Genomic DNA, 23,436 nt, shown 5'->3' with positions numbered 1-23,436 from the left:
CGCACGATTCCCCATTCCCGATTCCCCATTCCCGGCTTCAAAGCAGCACGACATCGAACTGCTCCTGCAGGTACTGCTCGTCCGCCTGGAAGCGGATCGACTTGCCGAGGAATTCTTCCAGTTCGGCCACCGCGGTCGACTCTTCGTCGGTGATGCGGGCAACGACCTTGGGCGAGGCGATCACCAGCAGGCGCGCGGCTTCGAACTGGCGCACGGCGCGGGTGATCTCGCGGAAGATCTCGTAGGTGACGGTTTCGGTGGTCTTGATGCTGCCGCGGCCGCTGCACTCCGGGCACGGCTCGGACAACTGGCGGGCCAGGCTTTCCACCGTGCGCTTGCGTGTCATCTCCACCAGGCCGAGCGGCGAGAACTCGTACACCGTGGTCTTGGCGTGGTCCTTCGCCAGCGACTTCTCCAGCGTGCGCAGCACCTGGCGGCGATGCTCGGGATCGTCCATGTCGATGAAGTCGATGATGATGATGCCGCCCAGGTTGCGCAGCCGCAGCTGGCGAGCGACCGCCTGCGCCGCTTCAAGGTTGGTGCGGTAGACGGTTTCCTCGAGGTTGCGTTGCCCCAGGAACGAACCGGTGTTCACGTCGACCGTGGTCATCGCCTCGGTCTGGTCGATCACCAGATAGCCGCCGGATTTCAGCGGCACCTGCTTGTCCAACGCGCGCCCGATCTCGTCCTCGACGCCGTACAGGTCGAAGATCGGCCGCTCGCCCGAATACAGTTCGATGCGTTCGGCCAGGACCGGCATGTACTTGGCGACGAAGGCCTGCAGGCGCTCGTGGGTTTCCTTGGAGTCGACCTTCACCTTTTCCACGTCCTTGCGGATCAGGTCGCGCACGGCGCGCAGCGGCAGGCTCAGGTCTTCGTACAGGATGCTGCACGAAGGCGATTCGCGGCCTCGCCGCTCGACCACGTTCCACACGCGCGACAGGTAGGCGATGTCCTCGGCGAGCGCCTCGGCCGGCTGGCCTTCTGCATTGGTGCGGATGATGTAGCCGTGGCCGCCATGCAGTCCGGCCAGTTCGGTGACGACCTGCTTGAGGCGATGGCGCTCGGCCTCGTCCTCAATGCGCGCCGACACGCCGATCACCTTCGACTGCGGCAACAACACCAGGTAGCGCGACGGAATGCTGATCTGCGTGGTCAGGCGCGCGCCCTTGCTGCCGATCGGGTCCTTCACCACCTGCACCACGATGTCCTGCCCGTCGCGCAGCAGGTCCATGATCGGCGCAGCCGGCGGCGTGGGCAGCGGCGCCTCTTCGCCCTCGACCACCGCGCCCGGCGACGAGCGCAGGATGTCGTTGGCATGCAGGAAGGCGGCGCGGTCCAGCCCGACCTCGACGAACGCCGCCTGCATTCCGGGCATCACCCGCTGCACCTTGCCCTTGTAGATGTTGCCCACCACGCCGCGGCGCCAGCCGCGTTCGATGTGCAGTTCCTGCAGCATGCCGTTCTCGATCACCGCGACACGGGTTTCGCGCGGGGTGACATTGACCAGGATTTCTTCCGACATGGGGTCCTTCCCTCAGGCTGACGCGGTGGCGGCGGATGCCGATGGAAGGATGCCGAAGTCGCGCAGCAGCCTGGAGGTCTCGTGCAACGGCAGGCCCATCACTGCGGAATAGCTGCCGGCGAGCCGGGTGACGAACTGTTCGGCCCGTCCCTGGATGCCATAGGCACCCGCCTTGCCCATCGCCTCGCCGCTGGCGACGTAGGCGGCGATCTCATCCTCGCCGAGTTCCGCGAAGCTGACCTCCGTGACCACCAGCGCCTGCGCTTCGCGCGAGGCACTGACCACCGAGACCGCGGAGACGGCTTGGTGCGTGCGCCCGGACAGGCGGCGCAGCATGGCCGCGGCATCGGCGGCATCCACGGGCTTGCCGAAGACCTCGTCGCCCAGGATCACTTCGGTGTCGGCGCCCAGCACCACCGCCCCTGGCGTGGCGACGACCTTCAGCAGGCCGGCTTCTGCCTTCTCCCGGGCGACGCGGCGGACGTAGTCGGTGGCCGGCTCGTTCGGCTGCCGCTGCTCGGGGATGTCGAGATCGATACGCCCGAAGGACAGCCCCAGGCGGGTCAGCAGTTCGGCACGGCGCGGGGACTGGGAGGCGAGATAGAGCATCGAGGAAGAATAACCCGCGGCGCCTGACTGAATGATCGCTGATACTGGCCGGAGGCCTCTAACCCTGCGCCAGATCACAGCGCGTTCATGTCATCGTGAACACCCTTTCGCCTCGACGACCGGGTGCCGCGCCACCCCCAATACGACAAGGAGATCCCATGCGCCTGCCCCTGATCCGTCCCCTGCTGCTCGCCCTGACCCTGTCCCTCGGAACCACTGCCGCCATGACTTCCTCCGCCCAGACCGCTCCGGCCTACGCCATCCCGGCCGACGGCACCCTGCTCAACGTATCGGCGCAGGCCGAAGCCTCGCGCGTGCCGGACATCGCCACGATCTCGGCCGGCGTCGTCACCCAGGCGGTCGACGGCAACACCGCGATGCGCCAGAACAGCGAGCAGATGGCCAAGGTCGTGGCCGCCATCAAGGCCGCCGGCATCGCCGACAAGGACGTGCAGACCAGCGGGATCAGCCTCAATCCGCAGTACCGCTACGCCGAGAACGAAGCGCCGAAGATCACCGGCTACCAGGCCAACAACACGGTCAGCGTCAAGGTCCGCGACATCGCCAAGCTCGGCAAGGTGCTGGATGCGCTGGCCGGCGTGGGTGCCAACCAGATCAACGGCCCCAGCTTCGAGATCGACAACCCGGAACCGGTCTACGACGAAGCCCGCCTGACCGCGCTGAAGAAGGCCCAGGCCCGCGCCGAGACCTACGCCAAGTCGCTGGGCCTGAAGGTGCGCCGCATCGTGAGCATCTCCGAGGGCAACGGCGGCTTCCGCCCGATGCCGATGATGGCGATGGCCAAGATGGAAGCCCGTGACGCCTCGGGCGCCCCGCCGGTCTCGCCGGGCGAAACCACGGTCTCGATCAACCTGGACGTGGTGTTCGAACTGGGCAAGTGAGCCCGCACCACATGTTCACGACGACGGCGCCCTGCGGGGCGCCGTTTTCGTTCCAGGGCCGGATTCCCGGACTACGCCGAAGGTCGAAGCCCCGCCCTCTTGCGGACGCCCTACACCGGAGTACAGTCTGGACGTGCGGCGCCGGGACGTTGCAACCCCACTCCCCGCGGCCGAGCGTTGTTCCGTTCACAGCCCTCAAGGAGGTGGATCATGGTTCGCGCACTACCCCACGGTTCCGATACCCGCATCGACATCGGCCGCATCGCCGCCATCGCGGCCGCCATTGCCCTTCACGCCGCCGCGCTGCTCATGCTACTGATTCCAATGGCGGCGCCGACGATCGCGCCTGCGGCCAAGCCCAAGCCTGAGGTGCGCTGGATCCAGAAGGAGGATCCCATCCCGATCGTCGTGCCGATCGAGGAACAGCAGACCATCGTCAAGCGGGAAGAGCCGCGCCCGACCACACCGACGCCTGCCGTGACTCCTACTGCGACGCAGACGGTCGATGTTCCGGTTTTCGTGGCGCCGGGTAGCGAGCGCTTCATCGACATCCCCGCCATCGACAGCAGCGAGGTCGGCGGCACGGCCGTGGGCACAGGACCCTTGCCCTCCGCCACACTGGAGTATGTCCGTGCCACGGCGCCGCGTTACCCGCTCAATGAGCTGAAGAATGGCGTGGAAGGCACGGTGGTGCTGCGCGTGCTGGTCGACATCGACGGCAAGCCCCTCGACGTGACCATCGAGACGAGCAGCGGCAACCGCAACCTGGACCGCTCGGCCCTACAGCATGTGCTGAAGACCTGGCGCTTCAAGCCCGCCATGCAGAACGGGCAGGCGGTGCAGGCCTATGGTCTGGTGCCGATTGCGTTCAATATGCAGTGATGCGCCCGGCGTGAAAGCAGAAGCCCGCCGAAAGGCGGGCTTTTCTTCTGCGGGAGCGACGTGAGTCGCGACAGCCGACCGGAGAGCGCCAGCAGTCCTCAAGGCGGATGCTGACCTTCCTCCGTGGTCATTTCTGGCGTGCACGCCATCCGGTCTCGACTCACGTCGCTCCTACGAAAGGACGTGCGACTCATGCGCGGTGATAGGGATGGTTCGCCAGCATCGCGGCGGCGCGATAGACCTGTTCGGCCACCACCAGCCTTACCAGCATGTGCGGCAGCGTCAGCGGGCTGAGCGACCACTTCTCGTGTGAGGCAGCCAGCACATCCGGCGCGTGACCCTCGGGCCCGCCGATCAGCAGCGCGATGTCGCGACCCAGCGTGCGCCAGTGCTCCAGCCGCTGCGAGAGCTGTTCCGACGAGTAAGGCTTGCCTGTGACCTCCAGCGCGACGATATGCGCGCTCTTCGGCAACGCGGCCAGCACCCGCTTCCCCTCATCCTCGATGGCCCGCTGCGGATCGCGCCCTTTTCCGCGCAGCCCCGGCTCGATCTCGACCAGTTCGAACGGCAGCCAGTGCGACAGGCGCTTCTGGTATTCGGCGAAGCCCTGCGCGACCCAGGTCGGCGCACGCTCGCCGGTGGCGATGAGCCGGCATTTCATGACGGCAGGATAGCGGGCACAGGCGAATCTCCCTAAACGACAACGGCGCCACGAGAGCGCCGTCGCATCGAACAACAAGCCTGCGTCAGAGGCGCGATTCGTCGGCCGTCTCGACGTCTTCCGGCGGCTGGTCGCCGACGGTCCACAGCCGTTCCAGCGCATAGAACTCGCGTACGCGCGGCAGCATGACGTGGACGATGACATCGCCCAGATCCACCAGTACCCATTCGGCTTCGCGCTCGCCCTCCACCCCCAACGGCATCACGTCGAGCTTCTTCGCAAACCTCACCACTTCGTCGGCGATCGACTTCACGTGGCGGGTGGAGGTGCCCGAGGCGATCACCAGGTAATCGGCGACGCTGGACTTGCCACGCACGTCGATCTCGACGACGTCCTTGGCTTTCAGCTCCTGCACCGCGGCGTGCACGGTGGCGAGCAGGTCCGGCAGGGCCGGAGGCGGGCTGGGGAGACGGGTCTTGATGACGTGGGCTTGGCTGGACAAAGGCTTGGTGGCTCCTGGAACTCGGCCGCGATTATAGCGGACCGGCGTCGGCGGCCCGTGAGACGTAGAGCCTTTCGTCGGCGATCGCGTCCGCGACCGCTCGAGGGACCAGATGGCGCCACGCCTCGCCGGCGGCGATGCGGCGACGGATCTCGGTGGCCGACTCCGGCTGGAGGGGCTGGTTCAACCGGAATACGCGGCCGGCGGGGGCCAGTTGGAGGTCTTCGGCCCGATCGGTCCAGCGGCCCTCCAGCCTGGCGCTCAGGTCGGGCGCGAGGCCGTCCTCGAGGCCGCTGCCCGGCCGATCGGCGACGATGAAGTGCGCCTGGTCGAACAGGGTCGCCCATGACCGCCAGGTCGGCAGGCCCAGCAGGCTGTCGGCGCCGATCAGCAGGGCGATCGGGACCGCTCCGCCGAGCTCTCCACGCAGTTCCCGCAGCGTATCGACCGTGTACGAGCGACCGGTCGGATCGCGCGCGGCGCGCGCCAGCTCGCGTCGGTCCACGCGAAGGTCGGGCTCGTTCCGTACCGCGATATCGAGCAGATGCGCACGCTGCGCGGCCGTGGCGCCTGGCACTGCGCGGTGCGGTGGGTCGGCTGCCGGCATCAGGCTGACAGGAACGCCGAACGCCTCGTGCGCAGCGCGCGCGATGGCCAGGTGCCCATTGTGGACGGGGTCGAACGTACCGCCGTAGACGAGATGCAGCATCGCCCGGTCAGGCGACCAGCAGGCGCACGGCCTTCGCGTCTGCGATGGCCAGCAGCAGCCGTTCCAGTCCGACCCAGGCATCACCGTCGCCCCGGCCCTTGGCGGTGCGGTCGATCTTCGATGCTTCGGCGACGAAGCGGTCCCAGCGCGCCGGCGCGGCGTGACGCTGCAGCGCGCGCTTGAACGGCGCCTGCTTGGCTTCCCAGATGCCCTGCGACTTCATTTCCGCCGCGACATTGCCGCCGTTGGCCTGCACGCGCGCCAGCGTCGCCGTGCGCAGCAGTTCCTTGACGATCATCGGCATCAGGCCAGCGACCACATCGCCCTCGGCACGCAGGCCGGCGAGAATGCGCGACACCTGTGCTCCCTGCCCCGCCAATACCGCGTCTGTCAGGCGGAACACGTCGTAGCGCGCCGCATTGGCGACCAGCGACTCCATGCGAGCGACATCCAGCGCCTGGCCGTCGCTGAGCAACGCCAGCTTGTCGATTTCCTGCGCCGCGGCGAGCAGATTGCCCTCGACGCGGTCCGCCAGCAGTTGCACCGCATCGCGATCGGCGCGCAGGCCCTTGCTGCGCAGCCGGCTCTCGATCCAGCCCGGCAGTTCGTGCGGCTTGATGGCCCACGCCACCGCCAGCACGCCGACCCGGGTGATGGCGTCACTCCACTTGCCCTGGTAGGCCTTGCCCCACTCGCCAGCCGTGATCAGCAGCACCACGTCGGGCGGCGGGTTGGCGCAGAACGCGCTGATCACCTCCGCGCCCTCCTTGCCCGGCTTGCCACCCGGCAGGCGTACTTCCACCAGTCGCTGTGCGCTGAACAGGCTGGGTGCATTGAAGCTCGCTTCCAGCTGCCCCCAGTCGAAATCGCGTCCGTCGGCATCGAAGACTTCGCGCTCGCCGATGCCCTGCGCGCGCGCCTGGGCACGCACCGCGTCCGCGGCCTCGAGTACGCGCAACGTCTCCGGCCCCGCGATCAGGTAGACCGGCAGCAACGGCTCGGACGTGCCGCGCGCCGCCAGCTGTTCCGGCTTGAGCTCCATCAGGGCGCCGCGTTCACCTGCCCCGAACGCACCACACCGTCGATACGGCGCAGGATCGAGGCGGCCATCTCGCGGCGCAGCTCGTCGGCCAGCACTTCCCGCTCGGTGGTGGTGCCGGTGGCGTCCTGCGGCGGCGACACGTAGTCGCGAGAAAGTTCGACCACCTGCTGCGGTACCAGATCGGTGCCATCGGCCTTCTTGAACGAGAACACCACCGCGTAGCGCAGGCTGAATTCCTGCGCCCGCCCGAACTGGTCCACCGCGATCGGCAGGTCACCCCAGCGCTCGGACACGATGCGCAGCGTGGCCACCTGCGCGTTTGACGAGACCGCGCTGTCTTCGTCGCCGATCTGCTCCGCCAGCGTGGCACCCGCGGCCTGCAGGCCACGCGACAGGCTGGTGACCAGCGCGCTGTAGGAAGTCGACGACGCCGTCACGCGGACCGGGCCCAGGTCGGCCGGCAGCGCGATCTTGTTGCGCAGGTGGAACCCGCATCCGGCCAGCAGGGCCAAGGCGAGGACGAGGACGGGCAGGCGGAATCGGATCATGGGCGAAGTCTGGACGAGGCGGTCAAGGGCGGCAAGAGCGTAGCCCGACCGGAGGTGAACACCGGGGCAAGGCCACGCCTTCCGTCATCCCGCCACGATGTTGACGATCTTGCCCGGCACCACGATGACCTTGCGGATCGCCAGGCCCTCGAGGAACTTGGCGGTGTTGGGTTCGGCCTTGGCCAGCGCCTCCATCTGGTCGCGCGCGGCATCCGCCGCCACCTCGATGGTGCCGCGCAGCTTGCCGTTGACCTGCACCGCCAGCGTCACCGAATCGCGCACCAGCGCATCGGTGTCCACCTGCGGGAAGGCCACGTCCTCGATCAGCGTTTCCTCATGGCCCAGCGCCTGCCAGAGCGCGTGGCTGGCGTGCGGCGTGATGGGATTGAGCAGCAGCACGGCCGCCTCCAGCGCTTCCTGCCGCACGGCACGGCCCTGCGGGGACGCATCGTCGAACTTGCCCAGCAGGTTGGACAGTTCCATCACCGCCGCGATGGCGGTGTTGAAGCTGTGGCGCTTGCCGTAGTCGTTGCCGACCTTGTCGATGGTCTCGTGCGTCTTGCGGCGTACGGCCTTCTGGTCCGCCGTCAGCGCCGCAACGTCCAGCGCCTGCACGGCACCGTCGGCGACGTGCTTCTGCACCTGCGTCCACAGGCGGCGCAGGAAACGCGCCATGCCTTCGACGCCGGCCTCGTTCCATTCCAGCGACTGCTCGGGCGGCGCAGCGAACATCGAAAACAGGCGCACCGTGTCAGCGCCGAACTTGTCGACCATCGACTGCGGGTCGACGCCATTGTTCTTCGACTTCGACATCTTCTCGACCGGGCCGATCTTCACCGGCTGCCCGTCGGCCTTCAGCGTCGCACCAACCACGCGCGCCTTGTCGTCGCGCTGGATCTCGACGTCGACCGGATTGATCCAGTCCTTCGAACCGTCCGCGTTGTCGCGATAGAACGTCTCGGCGATCACCATGCCCTGCGTCAGCAGGTTGGTCGCCGGCTCGTCGCTGTCCACCATGCGCGCGTCGCGCAGCAGCTTGTGGTAGAAGCGGAAGTACATCAGGTGCAGGATCGCGTGCTCGATGCCGCCGATGTACTGGTCGACCGGCAGCCAGTAGTTGCCGCGCTTGTCGACCATGTCCTTCGCGCCCGGCGAGGTGTAGCGCGCGTAGTACCAGCTCGATTCCATGAAGGTGTCGAACGTGTCGGTCTCGCGCTCGGCGGCGGCGCCGCACTGCGGGCACTTCGTCTTCCGCCACTCGGGATCGGCCTTGATCGGCGACTTCACGCCGTCCAGGGTGACGTTCTCCGGCAGCACGACGGGCAGGTCGGAATCCGGCACCGGTACCGCGCCGCAGCTTTCGCAGTAGATGACCGGAATCGGGCAGCCCCAGTAGCGCTGGCGGCTGACGCCCCAGTCGCGCAGGCGGTAGTTGACCCGGCGCTGGCCCTGGCCCTTGCGCTCGAAGCGCTCGGCCAGCGCCTCGAACGCGCCGCGGTAGTCCAGTCCGTCGAACTCGCCCGAGTTGACCAGTTCCAGGTCATCGCGCGTCTTGTCTCCGTACCAGTCACGCCACGTGGCGGCGTCGTAGGTCTTCTCGTCGTCGTTCTTCGGCGCCTTCAGCGCGATGACCTGCTGGATCGGCAGCGCGTACTTGCTGGCGAACTCGAAATCGCGCTGGTCGTGGCCGGGCACCGCCATCACCGCGCCGGTGCCGTAGCCCATCAACACGAAGTTGGCGACCCACACCGGCACCTTGTCGCCGGTGATCGGATGGATGGCGCGCAGGCCGGTGTCCATGCCGCGCTTTTCCTGCGTTTCCAGTTCCGCCTCGGACACGCCGCCGTGCTTCAGCTCCTCAAGGAATGCGGCCAGTGCCGGATTCGATGCTGCCGCCTTCAGCGCCAGCGGATGCTCGCCGGCGATCGACACGAAAGTCACACCCATCAACGTGTCGGGACGCGTGGTGAACACCGTCAGCGGCTCGTGGCCGTCGACGGCGAACTGGATTTCCAGGCCTTCCGAACGGCCGATCCAGTTGCGCTGCATGGTCTTGACCGCGTCGGGCCAGCCCGGCAGGTCGTCCAGGCCGTCCAGCAGTTCCTGCGCGTAATCGGTGATGCGCAGAAACCACTGCGGGATCTCGCGCTTCTCGACCAGCGCGCCGCTGCGCCAGCCGCGGCCGTCGATGACCTGCTCGTTGGCCAGCACGGTCTGGTCGACCGGGTCCCAGTTCACCACCGAGTTCTTGCGGTAGGCCAGGCCCTTGCGCAGCAGGCGGGTGAACATGCGCTGCTCATGCACGTAGTACTCGGGGCGGCAGGTGGCGAACTCGCGCGACCAGTCGATCGCGTAACCCAGCGACTTCAGCTGGCTGCGCATGTGCTCGATGTTGGCGTAGGTCCACTTGGCCGGCGCGGTCCTGTTCTTGATCGCGGCGTTCTCGGCCGGCAGGCCGAAGGCGTCCCAGCCCATCGGCTGCAGCACGTTGTGGCCGGTCATGCGCTTGTAGCGGCTGATCACGTCGCCGATGGTGTAGTTGCGCACGTGGCCCATGTGCAGCGCGCCGGACGGATACGGCAGCATCGACAGGCAGTAGTACTTGGGCTTGTCCGACTGCTCATCGACCTCGAAGGCGCGCCGGGCCTCCCAGAAGGACTGGGCCTGGGATTCGACGGTTTTCGGATCGTAGGAAGCGGGTTCGGCGGCAATGGACATGGCGGTGTGCGGCAACGGCGACGGCAAAGCGGCCAAGGGTACCGCAGCGCACCATGGCCCGCCACGCCAACGGGTAGCATGGACGGGTCGAAACCGGGGATTCCACATGACCAAGACCTTGCTCGCCCTCGCCCTGGCCTCCATGGGCCTGCCCGCTGCCGCTCAGACCGCCGCGCCGTCGACCCTCGCCGTGCACTGCGACCGGCTGTTCGACGCCCGCAGCGGCAAGGTGCTCGGCGAGCACACCGTGCTGGTGCGGGACGGCAGGATCGCCGAGGTCATTCCCGGCCGCGCCAAGCTGGCCGATGCCGAATCCATCGTCCTGGCCGACCACACCTGCACGCCCGGCTGGACCGACCTGCACGTGCACCTGGGCAGCGAGTCCAGCCCACAGAGCTACTCGGAGGGTTTCCGCCTGGATCCGGTGGACTACGCCTTCCGCTCGGTGGGCTATGCCGAAAAGACGCTGCTGGCCGGCTTCACCAGCGTGCGCGACCTGGGCGGCGAAGTGGCGCCGCACCTGCGCGACGCGGTCAGCCAGGGACTGGTGAAGGGGCCGCGTATCTTCGCCGCCGGCAAGTCGATCGCGACCACCGGCGGTCATGCCGATCCCACCAACGGCTTCAACGACCGGCTGTCGCACCTGCTCGGCCCGCCGGGTCCGACCGATGGCGTGATCAATTCGCCGGAAGAAGCCCGCCAGGCGGTGCGCCAGCGCTACAAGGACGGCAGCGACGTCATCAAGATCACGGCCACCGGCGGTGTGCTGAGCTATGCCAAGTCCGGCGATGCGCCGCAGTTCGTGGTCGACGAGGTCAAGGCCGTCGTCGACACCGCGCGGGATTACGGCTTCCGTGTGGCCGCGCACGCGCACGGCAAGGAAGGCATGCGCCGCGCCATCGTCGGCGGCGTCACCAGCATCGAGCACGGCACCTACATGGACGACGAAATCATGCGGCTGATGAAGCAGCATGGCACCTGGTACGTGCCGACGATCTACGCCGGCCGCTTCGTGGCCGAAAAAGCCAAGATCGACGGCTACTTCCCGCCGGTCGTGCGCCCGAAGGCCCAGCGCATCGGTGCGCTGATCCAGGAGACCGCCGGCAAGGCGTACCGCAACGGCGTGAAGATCGCCTTCGGCACCGACATGGGCGTGGGTCCGCACGGCGACAATGCCCGCGAGTTCCTCTACATGGTCGAAGCCGGCATTCCCGCCAATATCGCGCTGCAGGCCGCGACCATCCGCGCCGCCGAAGTGCTCGGGGTGGACGACCAGGGCGTGATCGAGGTCGGCAAGCGTGCGGATATCGTGGCGGTCCCGGGCGATCCGGTGGCGGACATCAACGCGGTGCTGAAGGTCGACTTCGTGATGAAGGACGGCACGGTGTATCGGACCCCGCGCCTCGACACGCCCGCCCAATGACGCGATGACGAACGCGCCGCAGCGCGCCCGCGCAGCGAATGGCGCGCGCCTTCCGACCGTAGCGCCGGGCTTGCTCGGCGGTTCCCTGAGCTCGTCGGCGTTTACGTATGCACGCGCAGCGGAGCAAGCTCTGCTCTACGCACGCGGATTGCGTGAAGCGATGCACAGCCAGCCGAGCCACGCTGCGTAGCCGAACCGCTGCGCGACACCCGCCGGCATCAGTTCCACCGCCAGCAGCGCGACAAACAGCACCAGCACGGCCGCCACGGCACTGGCCCATGTGAGCGATCGCCACGCCGGTCGCCCCCTCAGACCCAGCGCGACCAGCAGCGCGCCCGGCACGAACGCGACCCACCACAGCATCCATGCCGTGGCATGCAGGCTGCTGGCCGGGTTGTCCAGGTCTTCGGGATCCAGCGGCAGCAATCCCATCGCGGCGAACCCCAGCGCGGACAGCAGGACCAACTGCGCACCGACGCGGAGCCGCCAACCCGCATCGTCTGGCAGGCGACGCCGCAACCCCATCGCCGCCGTTGCCGCCAGTGCGCCGGGAAGGACGAAGCCCAGCAGATTGAAGCCGAGCGCATGCGGCACGCCCATCGCTCCGAGGACGGCCACCGGATGCGCGATCTGCGAGTAACCCGGCAGCGCGAGGCCGAAACCGAGCAATGCCGCAACGAACACGATCGCCGCTGCCAACCCGCTCCACCTGACTGCACCGCTCATTCGCCCTCCCAACGGAACACCGCATCGATTCCCACGCCGAACGCCCGCGCGATGCGGAACGCCAGCTCCAGCGATGGCGCATAGCGGCCCGCCTCCAGCGCAATGATGGTCTGCCGCGTGACGCCGCAGGCATCGGCCAACGCCTGCTGGGTCATCTCGCCGCGCTCGAAACGCAGGCGACGGATGTCGTTGGCGATCGGGGTGCCGGTCATTGGCGATCGCGCCAATACATCACCGCCGTCGCCGCGTACTCGCACAGCCAACCCCACATCAGCGCGAACACCAGCAGGTTGGCGATCATGAGATGGGTGGCCCATGCGAGCCGGTCGGCCGGCGAGAACGCCAGCATCACCGCCAGTCCGATCACGACGAACATCAGCCCGCCACGTCCCCAGCCCGCAGCCTGCTTCTCGATCTCGCGGTCACGCTCGTCCTCCTGCACGCGTCCCTTCCAGCGCGCGCCCAGCACACCGAGAAGCACGCTCCAGGCGACCAGCAGCAACACCAGGTTGCGCCCCACCGCACGGGCGCCATAGTTGTCTGCGACGGGGCCCTCGGCGAAGACATGCGCCTTGGCCAGGAAGTACCCGGTCGCCGCGAGCATGAAGGCCACGCCGACCCACGCCTTCCACTCGCCCGGCGACAGGCCGTGCTCCGCCTCGCCGGGCGGCGCCTGCGAGACCGCGAACATCGATACCCAGGCCACCGTCACCAGCAGGGCCGTACCCCACTTGCCGAGGTCCACCCCGAACAGGACGTCCGGTCCGGCCAGCAGTGCCCAGAACGCCAGCATCGCGCCGACCAGCAGGAGCCACCATTTCACGTGCTGCAACCGCATTGACGTAACTCCTGCCAGACAATATGTAATACATACATTACATTCTGGCGATCCGATGTCAAACGCTTTTTACATTTCCTTGTATCCTGCCGCCCCCGGCACCATCTGACCGCCACGCCCCACCGCCAAGAGTGACCCGATGAGCGATCTGCCCCACGTGTTCGATGCCACCACCGAGACCTTCGAAGCCGAGGTCCTGCGCAAGTCGCTGGAGGTGCCGGTACTGGTCGACTTCTGGGCGACCTGGTGCGGACCGTGCAAGACGCTGGGACCGATCCTCGAGAAGCTGGCCGGCGACTACAACGGCGCGTTCCTGCTGGCCAAGGTCGACGTGGACAAGGAACAGCAGATCGCCGCCGCCTTCCAGATCCGTTCGGTCCCCACCGTCTTTCTGGTCAAGGACGGACAGATCGTCGACGGCTTCCCCGGCGCATTGCCGGAAGGCCAGCTGCGCGAGTTCCTCGCGTCGCACGGCGTGCAGCCGGCGGAAGCGGCAGAGGCGCAGGCCGAAGAAATTCCGCTGGATCCCCAGCAGCAGGTCGCCGCCCTGCGCGAGGCCGTTGCCGCCGAACCGGACAAGGACGAACTGAAACTCGACCTGGTCCTTGCCCTGCTGAAGACCGGTGAGGCCGCCGAGGCCGAGCGCCTGCTCGATGCCCTGCCCGCCAACCTCGCCACCGACGACCGCGCGGTCAAGGCACGCGCGCGCCTGGGCTTCGCGGCCGCCCTCAAGGACGCGCCGGCGTCGGACGCCCTGCGCGCCGCCATCGCCGCGAACGCGGACGACCTGCACGCCCGCCACCTGCTGGGCGTGCATGCACTGGTCGCCGGCGATTCCGAGGCCGCGCTGGAACAGTTCCTCGAGATACTCAAGCGCGACCGCACGTTCGAGGACGGCCTGGCGCGCAAGAGCCTGATCGATGCCTTCCGGGTGATCGAGGATGAGGCCCTGGTGAGCCAGTACCGCAGGAAGATGTCCTCCCTGCTGTTCTGATCGTCGAATACCCGTCCGTCACCTCCGAACGAAGCAGTCCTGCATGAAACCCGGCACCCTGCGGCACATCTTCAACGTGTGGCCGCCCTTCCTGCTCAGCGGCATCCACGTCACCGAGATGGCCGCCGACTGGAGCTTCGCGCGCGTCGAGCTGCGCATGCGTCCCTGGAACCGCAACTACGTCGGCACCCATTTCGGCGGCAGCCTGTTCGCCATGACCGACCCGTTCTGGATGATCCTCGCCAAGGAGCGCCTGGGCGGCGAGTACTACGTCTGGGACAAGGCCGCCGAGATCGAGTTCGTGAAGCCCGGCAAGGGCACGCTGCATGCGGAATTCCGCCTGGACGAGCGCGTGCTGGAGGAGATCCGCGCCGACGCCGCCAACGGCGAGAAGCACCTGCGCTGGCTGCCTGCCGACGTGTTCAACGCCCAGAACGAAGTGGTCGCCCGCGTGCGCAAGCAGATCTACGTTCGGCTGAAGCCGGAAGCGCGCCGGCCGCGCTGATCACGGGGCCGGTACTGCTGTCCCGTCGGCAGGCAGGAGCAGCGAGAACACGCGGCTCTGCCTACCGTTGAACAGGTCGATCACCAAAACATAGGAACTCCCGCCGACCCGGATCCTGCGGCCACCCGGATGCGCGCGTTGCCACTCGTCGAGACGCTCCGCCAGCGGACGCGCATCGGCGCCGTGCTCGCGCAGCGCCCGCCAGGCCGCGACGGCACGCAGCTTCGCCTCCGCGTCCTGGAACCGTTCCGCATAGCCCGCCAGCGACGGCGCGGCGATGTTCTCAAGCATGCAGCCGGCTGCATTCGCAACGCACGAGAACGTCCATCCTCCTGACAATGGTGCATGCTTGCCGAGCGGCGTATCCGCCCGGATGAGCACATCCGCCTGCGCGCCGCAGAACCATGCATGACGACGCGCTCCCTTCGCCATCGTCTTGCGCTGGTCGAGGAAGAGGCCCGTCATGAACCTGCGATGCCACGGCTGTTCGGCCCCGTTCTGTGCACGCAAGCCTCCGTCGATGTACTTTCCCTCGCCAGTCATGGTGGGACAGATGCCCGCTGCCATCGCACCATCCGGCCTGAAGGCGTCCTCGCACGCCTCCGGCAGCGGGTGATCGGCAGGGAGTTCCGCCAGCATTTCCACGAACAGCCGCAGCGATGCGTCAATCAGCGATGTTCCGATCACGCCGCCGATTAGGTTGTCGCCGCTGGCCACCAGCTTGCGCGCGATCGATCCGCTTCGGCAGACGCCGCGCAGGCCCGCCTCGTGATCGCCCCGCGCGAATGCGTAGGCATACGATGTCTGCACCGATAGCAGGGGCTGGTACGCCGGCAGTGGCGTATCCGGCCTTGCCGGGAACGGACTGCGGAAGTAGTCGTACGCATCCAGCGCAGCGACGCGCTCTTCAAGCGCAACGTGGGAGGCCATGATGGGCGCGAGGGTATCCAACCGCTCGCGGACATGCCGCAGGCAACCGCCCTCACCGAGGCGGCACAGTATGTCGCTGTCGGCCTCCGCATCGAGCAGCGGGTAGGACTCCAACACAGAACGATAGGGCGACGGGGGCACCCCACGGTCGACGGTCCACGGGGGCGACGCCTGGAAGCGAATGATGTCTTCGGCCAGCAAGCGCTCGGCCTCCGCCACCGGAACGTCGTGTCGCAACGACCACAGCGCCGCAAACCCGTTGCGGCCCTCCATCGGCCGGGGCGCCTCGATCAGCGCAAGCGCCTCGGCATCCTCCGCCGGGATCGGCATCAGCCGGCTGACGGTGTACAGGGACACCGCGATCACCACCGTGCCGAACACGACCAACCCGGACCACCTGAAGAAACCACCCATTCCATTCCCCCTGCAACAGCGTCCTGCCGACGACTATATAGCCGGGGCTGCGCGGCGGCCTACAATGTCGCCATGCCCCCCGACCATCCCGCGCACCGTCCCTCGGTGCAGAAACTCTTCATCACCGGCCTGCTGACCCTGCTGCCGATCTGGCTGACCTGGGTCGTCATCAAGTTCGTCTTCGTACTGCTGTCCGACATCAGCAAGCCATGGGTGGAACCGCTGTCGCACCAGATCGCGGCGACATTCCCGCAGTCGCTGGGCTGGTTCAACGGCCTGTGGGTGCAGAACACCATCGCCATGGTCGCCACGCTGTTCGTCATCGTCGCCGTCGGCGCGCTGACGCGACGCGTGGTCGGCCAGCGGCTGCTGCGCTGGTTCGAAACGCTGATCGCGCGCGTGCCGCTGGCGAACGTCATCTACACCAGCGCGCGCAAACTGCTGGACATGCTGGAAACCAAACCGGGCAGCACGCAGCGCGTGGTGCTGATCGACTTCCCGCACCGGGACATGAAATCGGTCGGCTTGGTGACGCGGGTGATCCGCGAGGAAGGCAGCGGGCGCGAACTGGCCGCGGTCTACGTGCCCACCACGCCGAATCCGACTTCGGGCTATCTGGAAATCGTCCCCGTCGAACTGCTCACGCCCACCGACTGGACCGTGGACCAGGCGATGAGCTTCATCATTTCCGGCGGTGCCGTCGCGCCGGAGACGATGCCCTTTACCCGCGCGGGAGATCGCTGACCGATGGACGCGCCGCGCACGCTGGACGACCGCGCGGTGCGCCTCTTCATCGTGCTGGCGGCGGTGTTCTGCGCCAACGCGGTGCTGGCCGAGTTCATCGGCGTCAAGATCTTCGCGCTGGAAGACACGCTCGGCATCGCGCCGCTGGAATGGAACCTGTTCGGCCAGACCGGCTCACTCAGCTTCACCGCCGGCACGCTGCTGTGGCCGTTCGTCTTCGTCCTGACCGACACCATCAACGAGTTCTTCGGCAAGCGCGGCGTGCGTTTCATTTCGTGGCTGGCGGTCGCGCTGATCGTCTACGGCTTCCTGTTCGCGTTCGCCGCCATCGCGCTGGCACCGGCCGGCTGGTGGGTGGAAGCGGCACAGGCGCAGGGTGTGCCGGACTACCAGAAAGCGTTCGCCGCGATCTTCGGCCAGGGCATGTGGACCATTGCCGGTTCCGTGGTGGCGTTCCTCGTCGGCCAGCTGATCGACGTGTCGGTGTTCCACCGCATCCGCAACGCCACCGGCGAACGCTGGGTGTGGCTGCGGGCGACCGGCTCGACGGCGATCTCGCAACTGGTGGACAGCTTCGTGGTGATCTACATCGCGTTCGTGCTCGGCCCGCAGAAGTGGCCGACCTCGCTGTTCCTGGCGGTCAGCACGGTCAACTACGCCTACAAGATGCTGGCCGCGGTCGCGCTGATCCCGCTGCTGTACCTGATGCGCCATGGGATTCGCCGCTACCTGGGCGACGAACGGGAACGGCAACTGCGCGCCGAGGCTGCGATCGACTGACGCGCTGCGTCAGGCTGGCACCGGCATCGGGAGACCACGATGAAAGCGATCTGGCTACTGGGAGTCCTGCTGATGACGACAGGCGACGCAAGCGCCGCGACGCGCGAGTCCATCATCGATGCGTGGATGCGCGACTACACCGGTCGCGTGCCCGGCGCCTCGGTGCTGGTGCTGAGGGATGGCGCGCCGGTGTTCCAGCGCAGCTACGGCTTGGCCAATCTCGAGGCCGGCGTCGTCGCATCGTCGACGACCAACTATCGGCTGGCATCGGTCAGCAAGCAGTTCACCGCCGCCAGCGTGTTGCTGCTCGCGGAAGATGGCGCGCTGTCGGTCGACGACCCGGTGAAGCGCTGGCTGCCTTCGTTGCCGGCCGCCGCGGATGGCATCACGCTGCGCCACCTGCTCAGCCACACGTCGGGCCTGGTCGACTACGAAGACCTGGTGCCGGCGGAGCAGACGCGACAAGTGCACGACGCCGACGTCCTGCGACTGCTCGAACACGAAGATCGCCTGTATTTCCCCGCCGGCAGTGACTACCGCTACAGCAACAGCGGCTATGCGCTGCTGGCGCTGGTGGTGGAACGCGCCTCCGGTCAGCGCTACGCGACGTTCCTGCAGGACCGGATCTTCGCCCCGCTGGGCATGACCGCGACGCGTGCGCGTGAAGACGACGGTCCGGCGGTGACGGATCGCGCCTACGGTTACAGCCGGGTCGAAGGCCACTGGCAGCGCACCGACCAGAGCACGACCAGCGCGGTGCTCGGCGACGGTGGCATCTATTCCTCGCTCGAGGACCTGGCGCGCTGGGATGCGGCGCTGTACGACGACCGCCTGCTGTCGGCAACCTCGCGCGCGCTGGCCTTCGCGCCCGCCACGGCGACGCCCGAGCCGGACGTTGCGCATTACGGCTTCGGCTGGCGCCTGCAGGGCGGCATGCAGTGGCACTCCGGCGAGAGCATCGGTTTCCGCAACGTGCTGCTGCGGTTCCCGGCCCAGCGGGTGACCGTGATCGTGCTCAGCAACCGCGATGCGCCGGAGCCGTATGCCCTCGCGCGGCGCATCGCCGGACTATGGGACGCCCGACCGTAAGCACGCCTACGGCCCAATGTGAGGTGACGGAAAATCGGCCCGCCACCGGACAGGAATGTCATCAGACCCGCTTATAATTGTGACCAGTTCAACATTTCTGACGGGCGAGGCGGGAGCTGGTGATGCAAAGGCGGGCACTCCAGGGAAGAGGATGGCTGGGATGGGGCCTGGTGCTGCTGTGGCTGGCCTCGTGGTCGGCCCAGGCGCAGGAATGGGTCTACCGCGTGCGTCCCGGCGACACCCTGTGGGACGTGACCGGCACCTACCTCAAGCCGTCGATTCCCTGGCAGCGGCTGCAGGAGCACAACGGCATCGCCAATCCCTACCAGCTTCCGCCCGGCAGCAGCCTGCGCATTCCGCTGCAGTGGCTGGACCGCCAGCCCGCCAGCGCCAGGGTCATCGCCCTCCAGGGTGACGCCACCGCACGTTCCGCCACGGGCCGCGATGCGCCGGTGACCCCGGGCATGTCGCTGTCCAGCGGCGCGCGCCTGAAGACCTCGCCGGAGGCCTCGCTCAGCCTGCAGTTCGCCGATGGCTCGCGACTGCTGTTGCTCGGCGACAGCGAACTCCTGCTCGACCGGTTGACCCGTTTCGGCCGTTCCGGCATGGCCGATACCCGCCTGCGCCTGCAGCGCGGCAGGATCGGCAACGACGTGCGCCGCCTGAACGGACCGGCCGCCAATTTCATCGTCGACACACCCACCGCATCGTCCGCGGTCCGCGGGACCAGGTTCCGCGTCGAAGCGGGCGAGGCCCACTCGCAGACCGAAGTACTGGAAGGCCGCGTGGCGGTGAACGCAGCCCGCCAGCGCGGCGCGCTGCTGCGGCCCGGGTTCGGCGCGGTGGTGGCGGCAGGACAGTCGGCCGTCTCGCCCGTCCGGCTGCTGCCCGCGCCCGACCTGTCGCGCATCGCGGCGCTGTCGCAGACCGCCACTCCCGACCTGGCCTGGCCCGCGGTGGAAGGTGCGGCCCGGTACCGCATCCAGGTGAGCGCGCGAAGCGCCTTCGACAGCCTGCGCGTGGACGCGGAGAGCGACGCCCCACGCTATGTCCTGCCTGCGCTGGAAGCCGGCCAGTACTTCGTGCGCGTTCGCGCGATCGCCGCCAGCGGACTCGAGGGACGCGACGCCGTCACCGAGCTCCGGATCGACGACCAGCCCGCGCCGCCGTATTCCATCGCGCCCGCAGCCACGAGCGTCGTGCGCACGCCCGAGGTCGCGCTGAACTGGACGCAGGCGCCCGGCGCGGCGGCGTACGAATACGAAGTGACGGCAGACGCCGTAGGCACCATCGCCCAGGCACGCGTCGACGGCGCGACCACCGCCCGCCTGCACGAACCATTGCCCCCGGGCGACTACCACTGGCGCATCCGCAGCGTGGACGCCGCCGGCAAGGCCGGCCCGTTCGGCGACCGCGTGGCGTTCACCGTGCGCCCGCTGGCGGAAGTCACCGAGATCGACGGTTCGGCCGCCACCTCGGGCAGCACCCGTGACGTGACGTTCCGTTGGCCGGCGGGTCAGCCCGGCCAGCGCTATCGCTTCCAGATGTCGCGTACGCCCGATTTCAGTGCGCCGCAGGTCGATGAAGTGGTCGACGATGCCCAGATCACCCTGCCCCGGTTGCGCGCCGGCACCTGGTACCTGCGCGCCCAGACCATCGACCTGGATGACTTCGAAGGATCTTTCCCGGCCCCGCAGGTGATCGAGATCCCCTGTCGCTGGTGCCGGATTGGCGCCGGGGCCGGCGCATTGCTCATACTGCTGGCCCTGTGAGCACAGCCGCGCAAAAGCCGAAGTGGAAACCCCGCCTGCTGACGGCGGTGGGCGCGGCCGCACTCGCGATCCTGGTGACGCTGTCGGGCCTGACGGCCCCACTCGACGCCTGGATCTACGACCGGCTGGTGCTGGGCGCGTCGCCGGATCCGGATCCCGGCATCGTGGTGATCGACGTCGACCAGAAGAGCCTGGCCGAACTCGGCCGCTGGCCATGGTCGCGCCGCACGCATGCGCAACTGGTGGACCGGCTGCGCCTGACCGAAGTGAAAGGCATCGCGTTCAACGTCCTGCTGTCGGAGCCCGCGCTGTTCGATCCGGAAGGGGATGCGCTGCTGGCGCGCGCGATCAGCCGCAGCGGCCGGGTCGTGCTGCCGGTGCTGGCGGAACCCGTCCAGCTCAACAGTTCAACCGTGGAACTGATGCCCATCCCCGAGTTCGCCGCGTCGGCCGCCTCGCTGGGCCATGCCGAAATGGCGCTGGACGACGATGGCGTGGCGCGCAGCGCCTACCTGCGTGCCGGCCTCGGCTCGCCGCACTGGCCGGCACTGGCGCTGGCGCTGCTGCAACTGGACCAACCCGCGGGTGCCGGCGGGCACCTGCCGGGCCGCCGCCTGGCGGCCACCGGCCTGGAAACGGCCTCCCCCTACGAATGGGTGCGCGACTACGAGGTGCTGGTGCCGTTCGCCTCGCCGCCCAACGCCTTCCGCCACGTGTCGTACACCGACGTCCTCAACCAGCGCATTCCCGCATCGCTGCTGCGGGGCAACTGGATCATCGTGGGCGTCAGCGCCACCGGCATGGGACCACTGGCGCGCGCCCCGGGGCAATCCCCGACCGCCAGCATGAGCGGCACCGACTACCAGGCCAACCTGCTCAACATGCTGCTGAAGCGCGCCGCCATCACGCCGATGTCCGAAGGCTGGCAGGCCGTGCTCGCCGCGCTGCTCGCGGCACTCCCGCTGCTGCTGTCGCTGCTGCCTGGCCTGCGCCGCATCTGGCGCCCGACGGTGCTGACGATGGTCGGCACGCTGGTGCTCTCGGTACTGTTGCTGCGTTACGGGCATGCATGGTTCTCGCCGGTGCCGGCCTTGCTGGTGCTCGCGCTCGGCGCATCGCTGTGGGTGTACCGGCTGCTTCGACGCACCCACCACCAGGCACAGTCGGACGCGCTCACCGGACTGGCCAACCGCAACCGCTTCGACCACGCACTGGACCACGAATTGCGTATCGCACGCCGCACCGGCCAACCGCTGTCGCTGCTGGTGATGGACATCGACCATTTCAAACAGCTCAACGATACCCAGGGCCATGCCGCGGGCGATGGCGCGCTGAAAGCGCTGGGCCGCATCCTGCGCAGCCGCGCGCGGCGCCCGCGCGACCTGGTCGCCCGCCTGGGCGGCGACGAATTCGCCGTCCTGCTCCCGGAAACCTCGGCGCAGGCGGCCGCGACCATCGCGACCACCATCCACGTGGACCTCGCCAACCACGGGCGCAAGCCGCACGGCGCGAACGCCGGCGCACCGCCCCCGTTCACGGCCAGTGTCGGCATCCACACCTACGTGAGCGGCGACGACGCCGGACCGGAAGACGTCTTCGACCGTGCCGATGCCGCGCTCTACCGCGCCAAGCAGGCCGGCCGCAACCGCAGCTTCAGCCACACCGGCGAACACGAGCCGGTCGGCTCGCCCGTCCAGAGCACCTGACGCACGCAGTCCCGTTCAAACATCGACGATCATCCCCGGCCGCGCGAGCTCCACCGGCACGCCGTGGCGTTCCCCGATCTCGCCCGCCAGCGCCTCGCGCGCCCGGTCTTCGCCATGCACCAGCACCAGCGGCGGCGCGGGCTGGAAGTTGCCGTACCAGGCCAGCAGGCCCTGCTGATCGGTATGCGCGGACAGTCCGCCGACGGTGTGCCGCTGCGCGTTGACCCGGTAGTCGCGGCCATGGATGCGCACCCATTGCGCGCCATCCACCAGCCGCCGGCCCAGCGTGCCCTCAGCCTGGTAGCCGACGAACACGACATGCGCGTTGCGCCGACCCAGGTTGTAGCGCAGGTGGTGCTGGATGCGTCCGCCATTGGCCATGCCGGAGCCGGCGATGACGATGGCGCCGTTCTCGATCTGGTTGATCGCCATCGACTGCTGGACGGTCTCCGCAACGTACAGGTTGGGCAGGCGGAACGGGTTGGGCGACTGCGCCCAGACGCGGCGTGCATCCTCGTCGAACAGGCCATGGTGCCGTGCATAGACGCCGATGACCTTCGCCGCCATCGGGCTGTCCAGGAAGATCCGCCAGCGCGACAGCTTCCACGCGTCCCAGTTGCGGGCGAACCAGTACAGCAGTTCCTGCGTGCGGCCGACCGCGAAGGCCGGGATCAGCACGTTGCCGCGGTCGCGCCAGGCATGCTCGAAGATCGCGCCCAGCTCGCGGATCGTCTCCGGCCGGTCGCGGTGGTTGCGGTCGCCGTAGGTCGATTCCATCAACAGCAGGTCGGCCTGCTTCACCACGGCCGGATCGCGCAGGATCGGCGTGCCCTTCGGCCCCAGGTCGCCGGAGAACACCAGCTTGCGGCCGTCGGCCCACAGTTCGACGATGGCCGAGCCGAGGATATGGCCGGCATCGCGCAACGCGATGTCCACGCCGGGCAGGATCGTCGTGCGCTCGTCGTAGGGCAGCGGACGCACCTGTTTCATCGCGGCGTGCACGTCCTCCTCGGAGAACAGCGGCTGCGCGTCGGGCTCGCCGCGGCGGCGATGGCGGTTGGCGCGCTCGGCCTCCGATTCCGACAGCGAGGCCGCGTCCAGCAACATGATCGGCAGCAGCTCGGCGCTGGCACCCTGCGTATGGATCGGGCCGCGGAATCCGCGCTTGACCAACAGCGGCAGCCGCCCGATGTGGTCGATGTGCGCGTGGCTCAGCACCACCGCGTCGAGCGTGGCCGGGTCGAACGGGAACGGTTCGGCGTTGCGCGCCTCGGCCTCCCGGCTGCCCTGGATCAGCCCGCAGTCCAGCAGGACGCGTTTGCCCGCAGCCTCGACGAGATGCATCGAACCGGTGACCTCGCCCGCTGCGCCGTGGAAATGGACCTGCATGGCACCCCTCCTTGCCGTGGCGCCCAGT

At 68.2% G+C, this 23,436-nt stretch carries 23 protein-coding genes; 10 read left to right on the top strand and 13 right to left on the bottom strand.

Annotation, left to right across the window (positions count from 1 at the left end):
* Positions 1 to 37: 37 nt before the first annotated feature.
* Both rng and ACGHX3_RS05550 read right to left on the bottom strand, forming a co-directional pair.
* Positions 38 to 1,525 (bottom strand): ribonuclease G, encoded by a 1,488-nt coding sequence (gene rng, locus ACGHX3_RS05555; RefSeq protein WP_394696676.1) that lies wholly within the window; start codon positions 1,523 to 1,525, stop codon positions 38 to 40.
* A gap of 12 nt (positions 1,526 to 1,537) precedes the next feature.
* Positions 1,538 to 2,134, bottom strand: a complete 597-nt coding sequence (locus tag ACGHX3_RS05550; RefSeq protein ID WP_394696675.1) for a Maf family protein — start codon at positions 2,132 to 2,134, stop codon at positions 1,538 to 1,540.
* Between the two features lie 158 nt (positions 2,135 to 2,292).
* Between ACGHX3_RS05550 and ACGHX3_RS05545 the strand changes: the two genes are divergently transcribed.
* Both ACGHX3_RS05545 and ACGHX3_RS05540 read left to right on the top strand, forming a co-directional pair.
* Positions 2,293 to 3,036, top strand: coding sequence for an SIMPL domain-containing protein (locus ACGHX3_RS05545; protein ID WP_394696674.1), 744 nt, complete (start codon positions 2,293 to 2,295; stop codon positions 3,034 to 3,036).
* A gap of 210 nt (positions 3,037 to 3,246) precedes the next feature.
* Positions 3,247 to 3,918, top strand: a complete 672-nt coding sequence (locus tag ACGHX3_RS05540) for an energy transducer TonB (protein WP_394696673.1) — start codon at positions 3,247 to 3,249, stop codon at positions 3,916 to 3,918.
* Between the two features lie 190 nt (positions 3,919 to 4,108).
* Here the strand turns inward: ACGHX3_RS05540 and rlmH are convergent, their stop codons facing one another.
* The 6 genes from rlmH to leuS form a co-directional block, all read right to left on the bottom strand.
* Positions 4,109 to 4,579: a 23S rRNA (pseudouridine(1915)-N(3))-methyltransferase RlmH gene (gene rlmH / locus ACGHX3_RS05535; protein WP_162337577.1), complete on the bottom strand. Its 471-nt coding sequence runs from the start codon at positions 4,577 to 4,579 to the stop codon at positions 4,109 to 4,111.
* 85 nt (positions 4,580 to 4,664) lie between these two features.
* Positions 4,665 to 5,081 (bottom strand): ribosome silencing factor, encoded by a 417-nt coding sequence (rsfS, locus tag ACGHX3_RS05530; RefSeq protein ID WP_055935896.1) that lies wholly within the window; start codon positions 5,079 to 5,081, stop codon positions 4,665 to 4,667.
* A 31-nt stretch (positions 5,082 to 5,112) separates the two neighbouring features.
* On the bottom strand, positions 5,113 to 5,790 hold the full coding sequence (gene nadD, locus ACGHX3_RS05525; RefSeq protein WP_394696672.1) for a nicotinate-nucleotide adenylyltransferase: 678 nt from the start codon (positions 5,788 to 5,790) through the stop codon (positions 5,113 to 5,115).
* Positions 5,791 to 5,797: 7 nt separating this feature from the next.
* Positions 5,798 to 6,832, bottom strand: a complete 1,035-nt coding sequence (gene holA / locus ACGHX3_RS05520) for a DNA polymerase III subunit delta (protein WP_394696671.1) — start codon at positions 6,830 to 6,832, stop codon at positions 5,798 to 5,800.
* Positions 6,832 to 7,380, bottom strand: a complete 549-nt coding sequence (gene lptE / locus ACGHX3_RS05515) for an LPS assembly lipoprotein LptE (RefSeq protein ID WP_313928194.1) — start codon at positions 7,378 to 7,380, stop codon at positions 6,832 to 6,834. The genes holA and lptE overlap by 1 nt, the downstream gene beginning before the upstream one ends.
* An 84-nt stretch (positions 7,381 to 7,464) precedes the next feature.
* A complete protein-coding gene (gene leuS / locus ACGHX3_RS05510) occupies positions 7,465 to 10,098 on the bottom strand; it encodes a leucine--tRNA ligase (protein WP_394696670.1) in 2,634 nt (877 codons plus the stop codon).
* 106 nt (positions 10,099 to 10,204) lie between these two features.
* On the opposite strand from leuS, the gene ACGHX3_RS05505 reads away from it, so the two are divergent.
* Entirely contained in the window at positions 10,205 to 11,521 is a 1,317-nt protein-coding gene (locus ACGHX3_RS05505) for an amidohydrolase family protein (protein ID WP_394696669.1), read from the top strand.
* A 135-nt stretch (positions 11,522 to 11,656) separates the two neighbouring features.
* Here the strand turns inward: ACGHX3_RS05505 and ACGHX3_RS05500 are convergent, their stop codons facing one another.
* From ACGHX3_RS05500 to ACGHX3_RS05490, 3 genes are read right to left on the bottom strand one after another with little or no spacing between them, the layout of a single operon-like run.
* Positions 11,657 to 12,247 (bottom strand): DUF998 domain-containing protein, encoded by a 591-nt coding sequence (locus ACGHX3_RS05500; protein ID WP_213600748.1) that lies wholly within the window; start codon positions 12,245 to 12,247, stop codon positions 11,657 to 11,659.
* Positions 12,244 to 12,459: a helix-turn-helix transcriptional regulator gene (locus tag ACGHX3_RS05495; protein ID WP_313928199.1), complete on the bottom strand. Its 216-nt coding sequence runs from the start codon at positions 12,457 to 12,459 to the stop codon at positions 12,244 to 12,246. Before ACGHX3_RS05495 ends, ACGHX3_RS05500 begins: the two co-directional genes overlap by 4 nt.
* Positions 12,456 to 13,085 (bottom strand): hypothetical protein, encoded by a 630-nt coding sequence (locus tag ACGHX3_RS05490; protein WP_394696668.1) that lies wholly within the window; start codon positions 13,083 to 13,085, stop codon positions 12,456 to 12,458. The genes ACGHX3_RS05495 and ACGHX3_RS05490 overlap by 4 nt, the downstream gene beginning before the upstream one ends.
* 139 nt (positions 13,086 to 13,224) lie before the next feature.
* On the opposite strand from ACGHX3_RS05490, the gene trxA reads away from it, so the two are divergent.
* Together trxA and ACGHX3_RS05480 are read left to right on the top strand one after the other, a co-directional pair.
* A complete protein-coding gene (trxA, locus tag ACGHX3_RS05485) occupies positions 13,225 to 14,079 on the top strand; it encodes a thioredoxin (RefSeq protein WP_394696667.1) in 855 nt (284 codons plus the stop codon).
* 43 nt (positions 14,080 to 14,122) lie between these two features.
* On the top strand, positions 14,123 to 14,584 hold the full coding sequence (locus ACGHX3_RS05480; RefSeq protein WP_213600752.1) for a DUF4442 domain-containing protein: 462 nt from the start codon (positions 14,123 to 14,125) through the stop codon (positions 14,582 to 14,584).
* On the opposite strand, the gene ACGHX3_RS05475 is transcribed toward ACGHX3_RS05480, so the two are convergent.
* Complete coding sequence (locus ACGHX3_RS05475; protein WP_394696666.1) at positions 14,585 to 15,928, bottom strand: hypothetical protein; 1,344 nt, start codon at positions 15,926 to 15,928, stop codon at positions 14,585 to 14,587.
* A 72-nt stretch (positions 15,929 to 16,000) separates the two neighbouring features.
* On the opposite strand from ACGHX3_RS05475, the gene ACGHX3_RS05470 reads away from it, so the two are divergent.
* The 5 genes from ACGHX3_RS05470 to ACGHX3_RS05450 all read left to right on the top strand — a co-directional run bounded on the left by ACGHX3_RS05470 (position 16,001) and on the right by ACGHX3_RS05450 (position 22,019).
* On the top strand, positions 16,001 to 16,672 hold the full coding sequence (locus ACGHX3_RS05470) for a DUF502 domain-containing protein (protein WP_162337565.1): 672 nt from the start codon (positions 16,001 to 16,003) through the stop codon (positions 16,670 to 16,672).
* Positions 16,673 to 16,675: 3 nt separating this feature from the next.
* A complete protein-coding gene (locus ACGHX3_RS05465) occupies positions 16,676 to 17,452 on the top strand; it encodes a queuosine precursor transporter (protein WP_394696665.1) in 777 nt (258 codons plus the stop codon).
* Positions 17,453 to 17,491: 39 nt separating this feature from the next.
* Entirely contained in the window at positions 17,492 to 18,541 is a 1,050-nt protein-coding gene (locus ACGHX3_RS05460) for a serine hydrolase domain-containing protein (RefSeq protein WP_394696664.1), read from the top strand.
* Between the two features lie 122 nt (positions 18,542 to 18,663).
* Positions 18,664 to 20,313, top strand: a complete 1,650-nt coding sequence (locus ACGHX3_RS05455) for a FecR domain-containing protein (protein ID WP_394696663.1) — start codon at positions 18,664 to 18,666, stop codon at positions 20,311 to 20,313.
* Positions 20,310 to 22,019 carry a CHASE2 domain-containing protein gene (locus ACGHX3_RS05450; protein ID WP_394696662.1) on the top strand — a complete coding sequence of 570 codons (1,710 nt, stop codon included), beginning with the start codon at positions 20,310 to 20,312 and terminating at the stop codon, positions 22,017 to 22,019. The genes ACGHX3_RS05455 and ACGHX3_RS05450 overlap by 4 nt, the downstream gene beginning before the upstream one ends.
* Positions 22,020 to 22,034: 15 nt before the next feature.
* Here ACGHX3_RS05450 and ACGHX3_RS05445 read toward each other — a convergent pair whose 3' ends face one another.
* The gene (locus ACGHX3_RS05445) at positions 22,035 to 23,408 is read right to left on the bottom strand and encodes an MBL fold metallo-hydrolase RNA specificity domain-containing protein (protein ID WP_394696661.1); all 1,374 of its coding nucleotides are present in this window, start codon (positions 23,406 to 23,408) and stop codon (positions 22,035 to 22,037) included.
* Between the last annotated feature and the right edge of the window lie 28 nt (positions 23,409 to 23,436).

Origin of the sequence: Pseudoxanthomonas japonensis (assembly GCF_043632995.1) — a bacterium.
In the GTDB taxonomy this organism is placed as follows: domain Bacteria; phylum Pseudomonadota; class Gammaproteobacteria; order Xanthomonadales; family Xanthomonadaceae; genus Pseudoxanthomonas_A; species Pseudoxanthomonas_A japonensis.
Note: the sequence above shows the minus strand (reverse complement) of the source record. Positions and strands in the feature narration are given on the sequence as shown.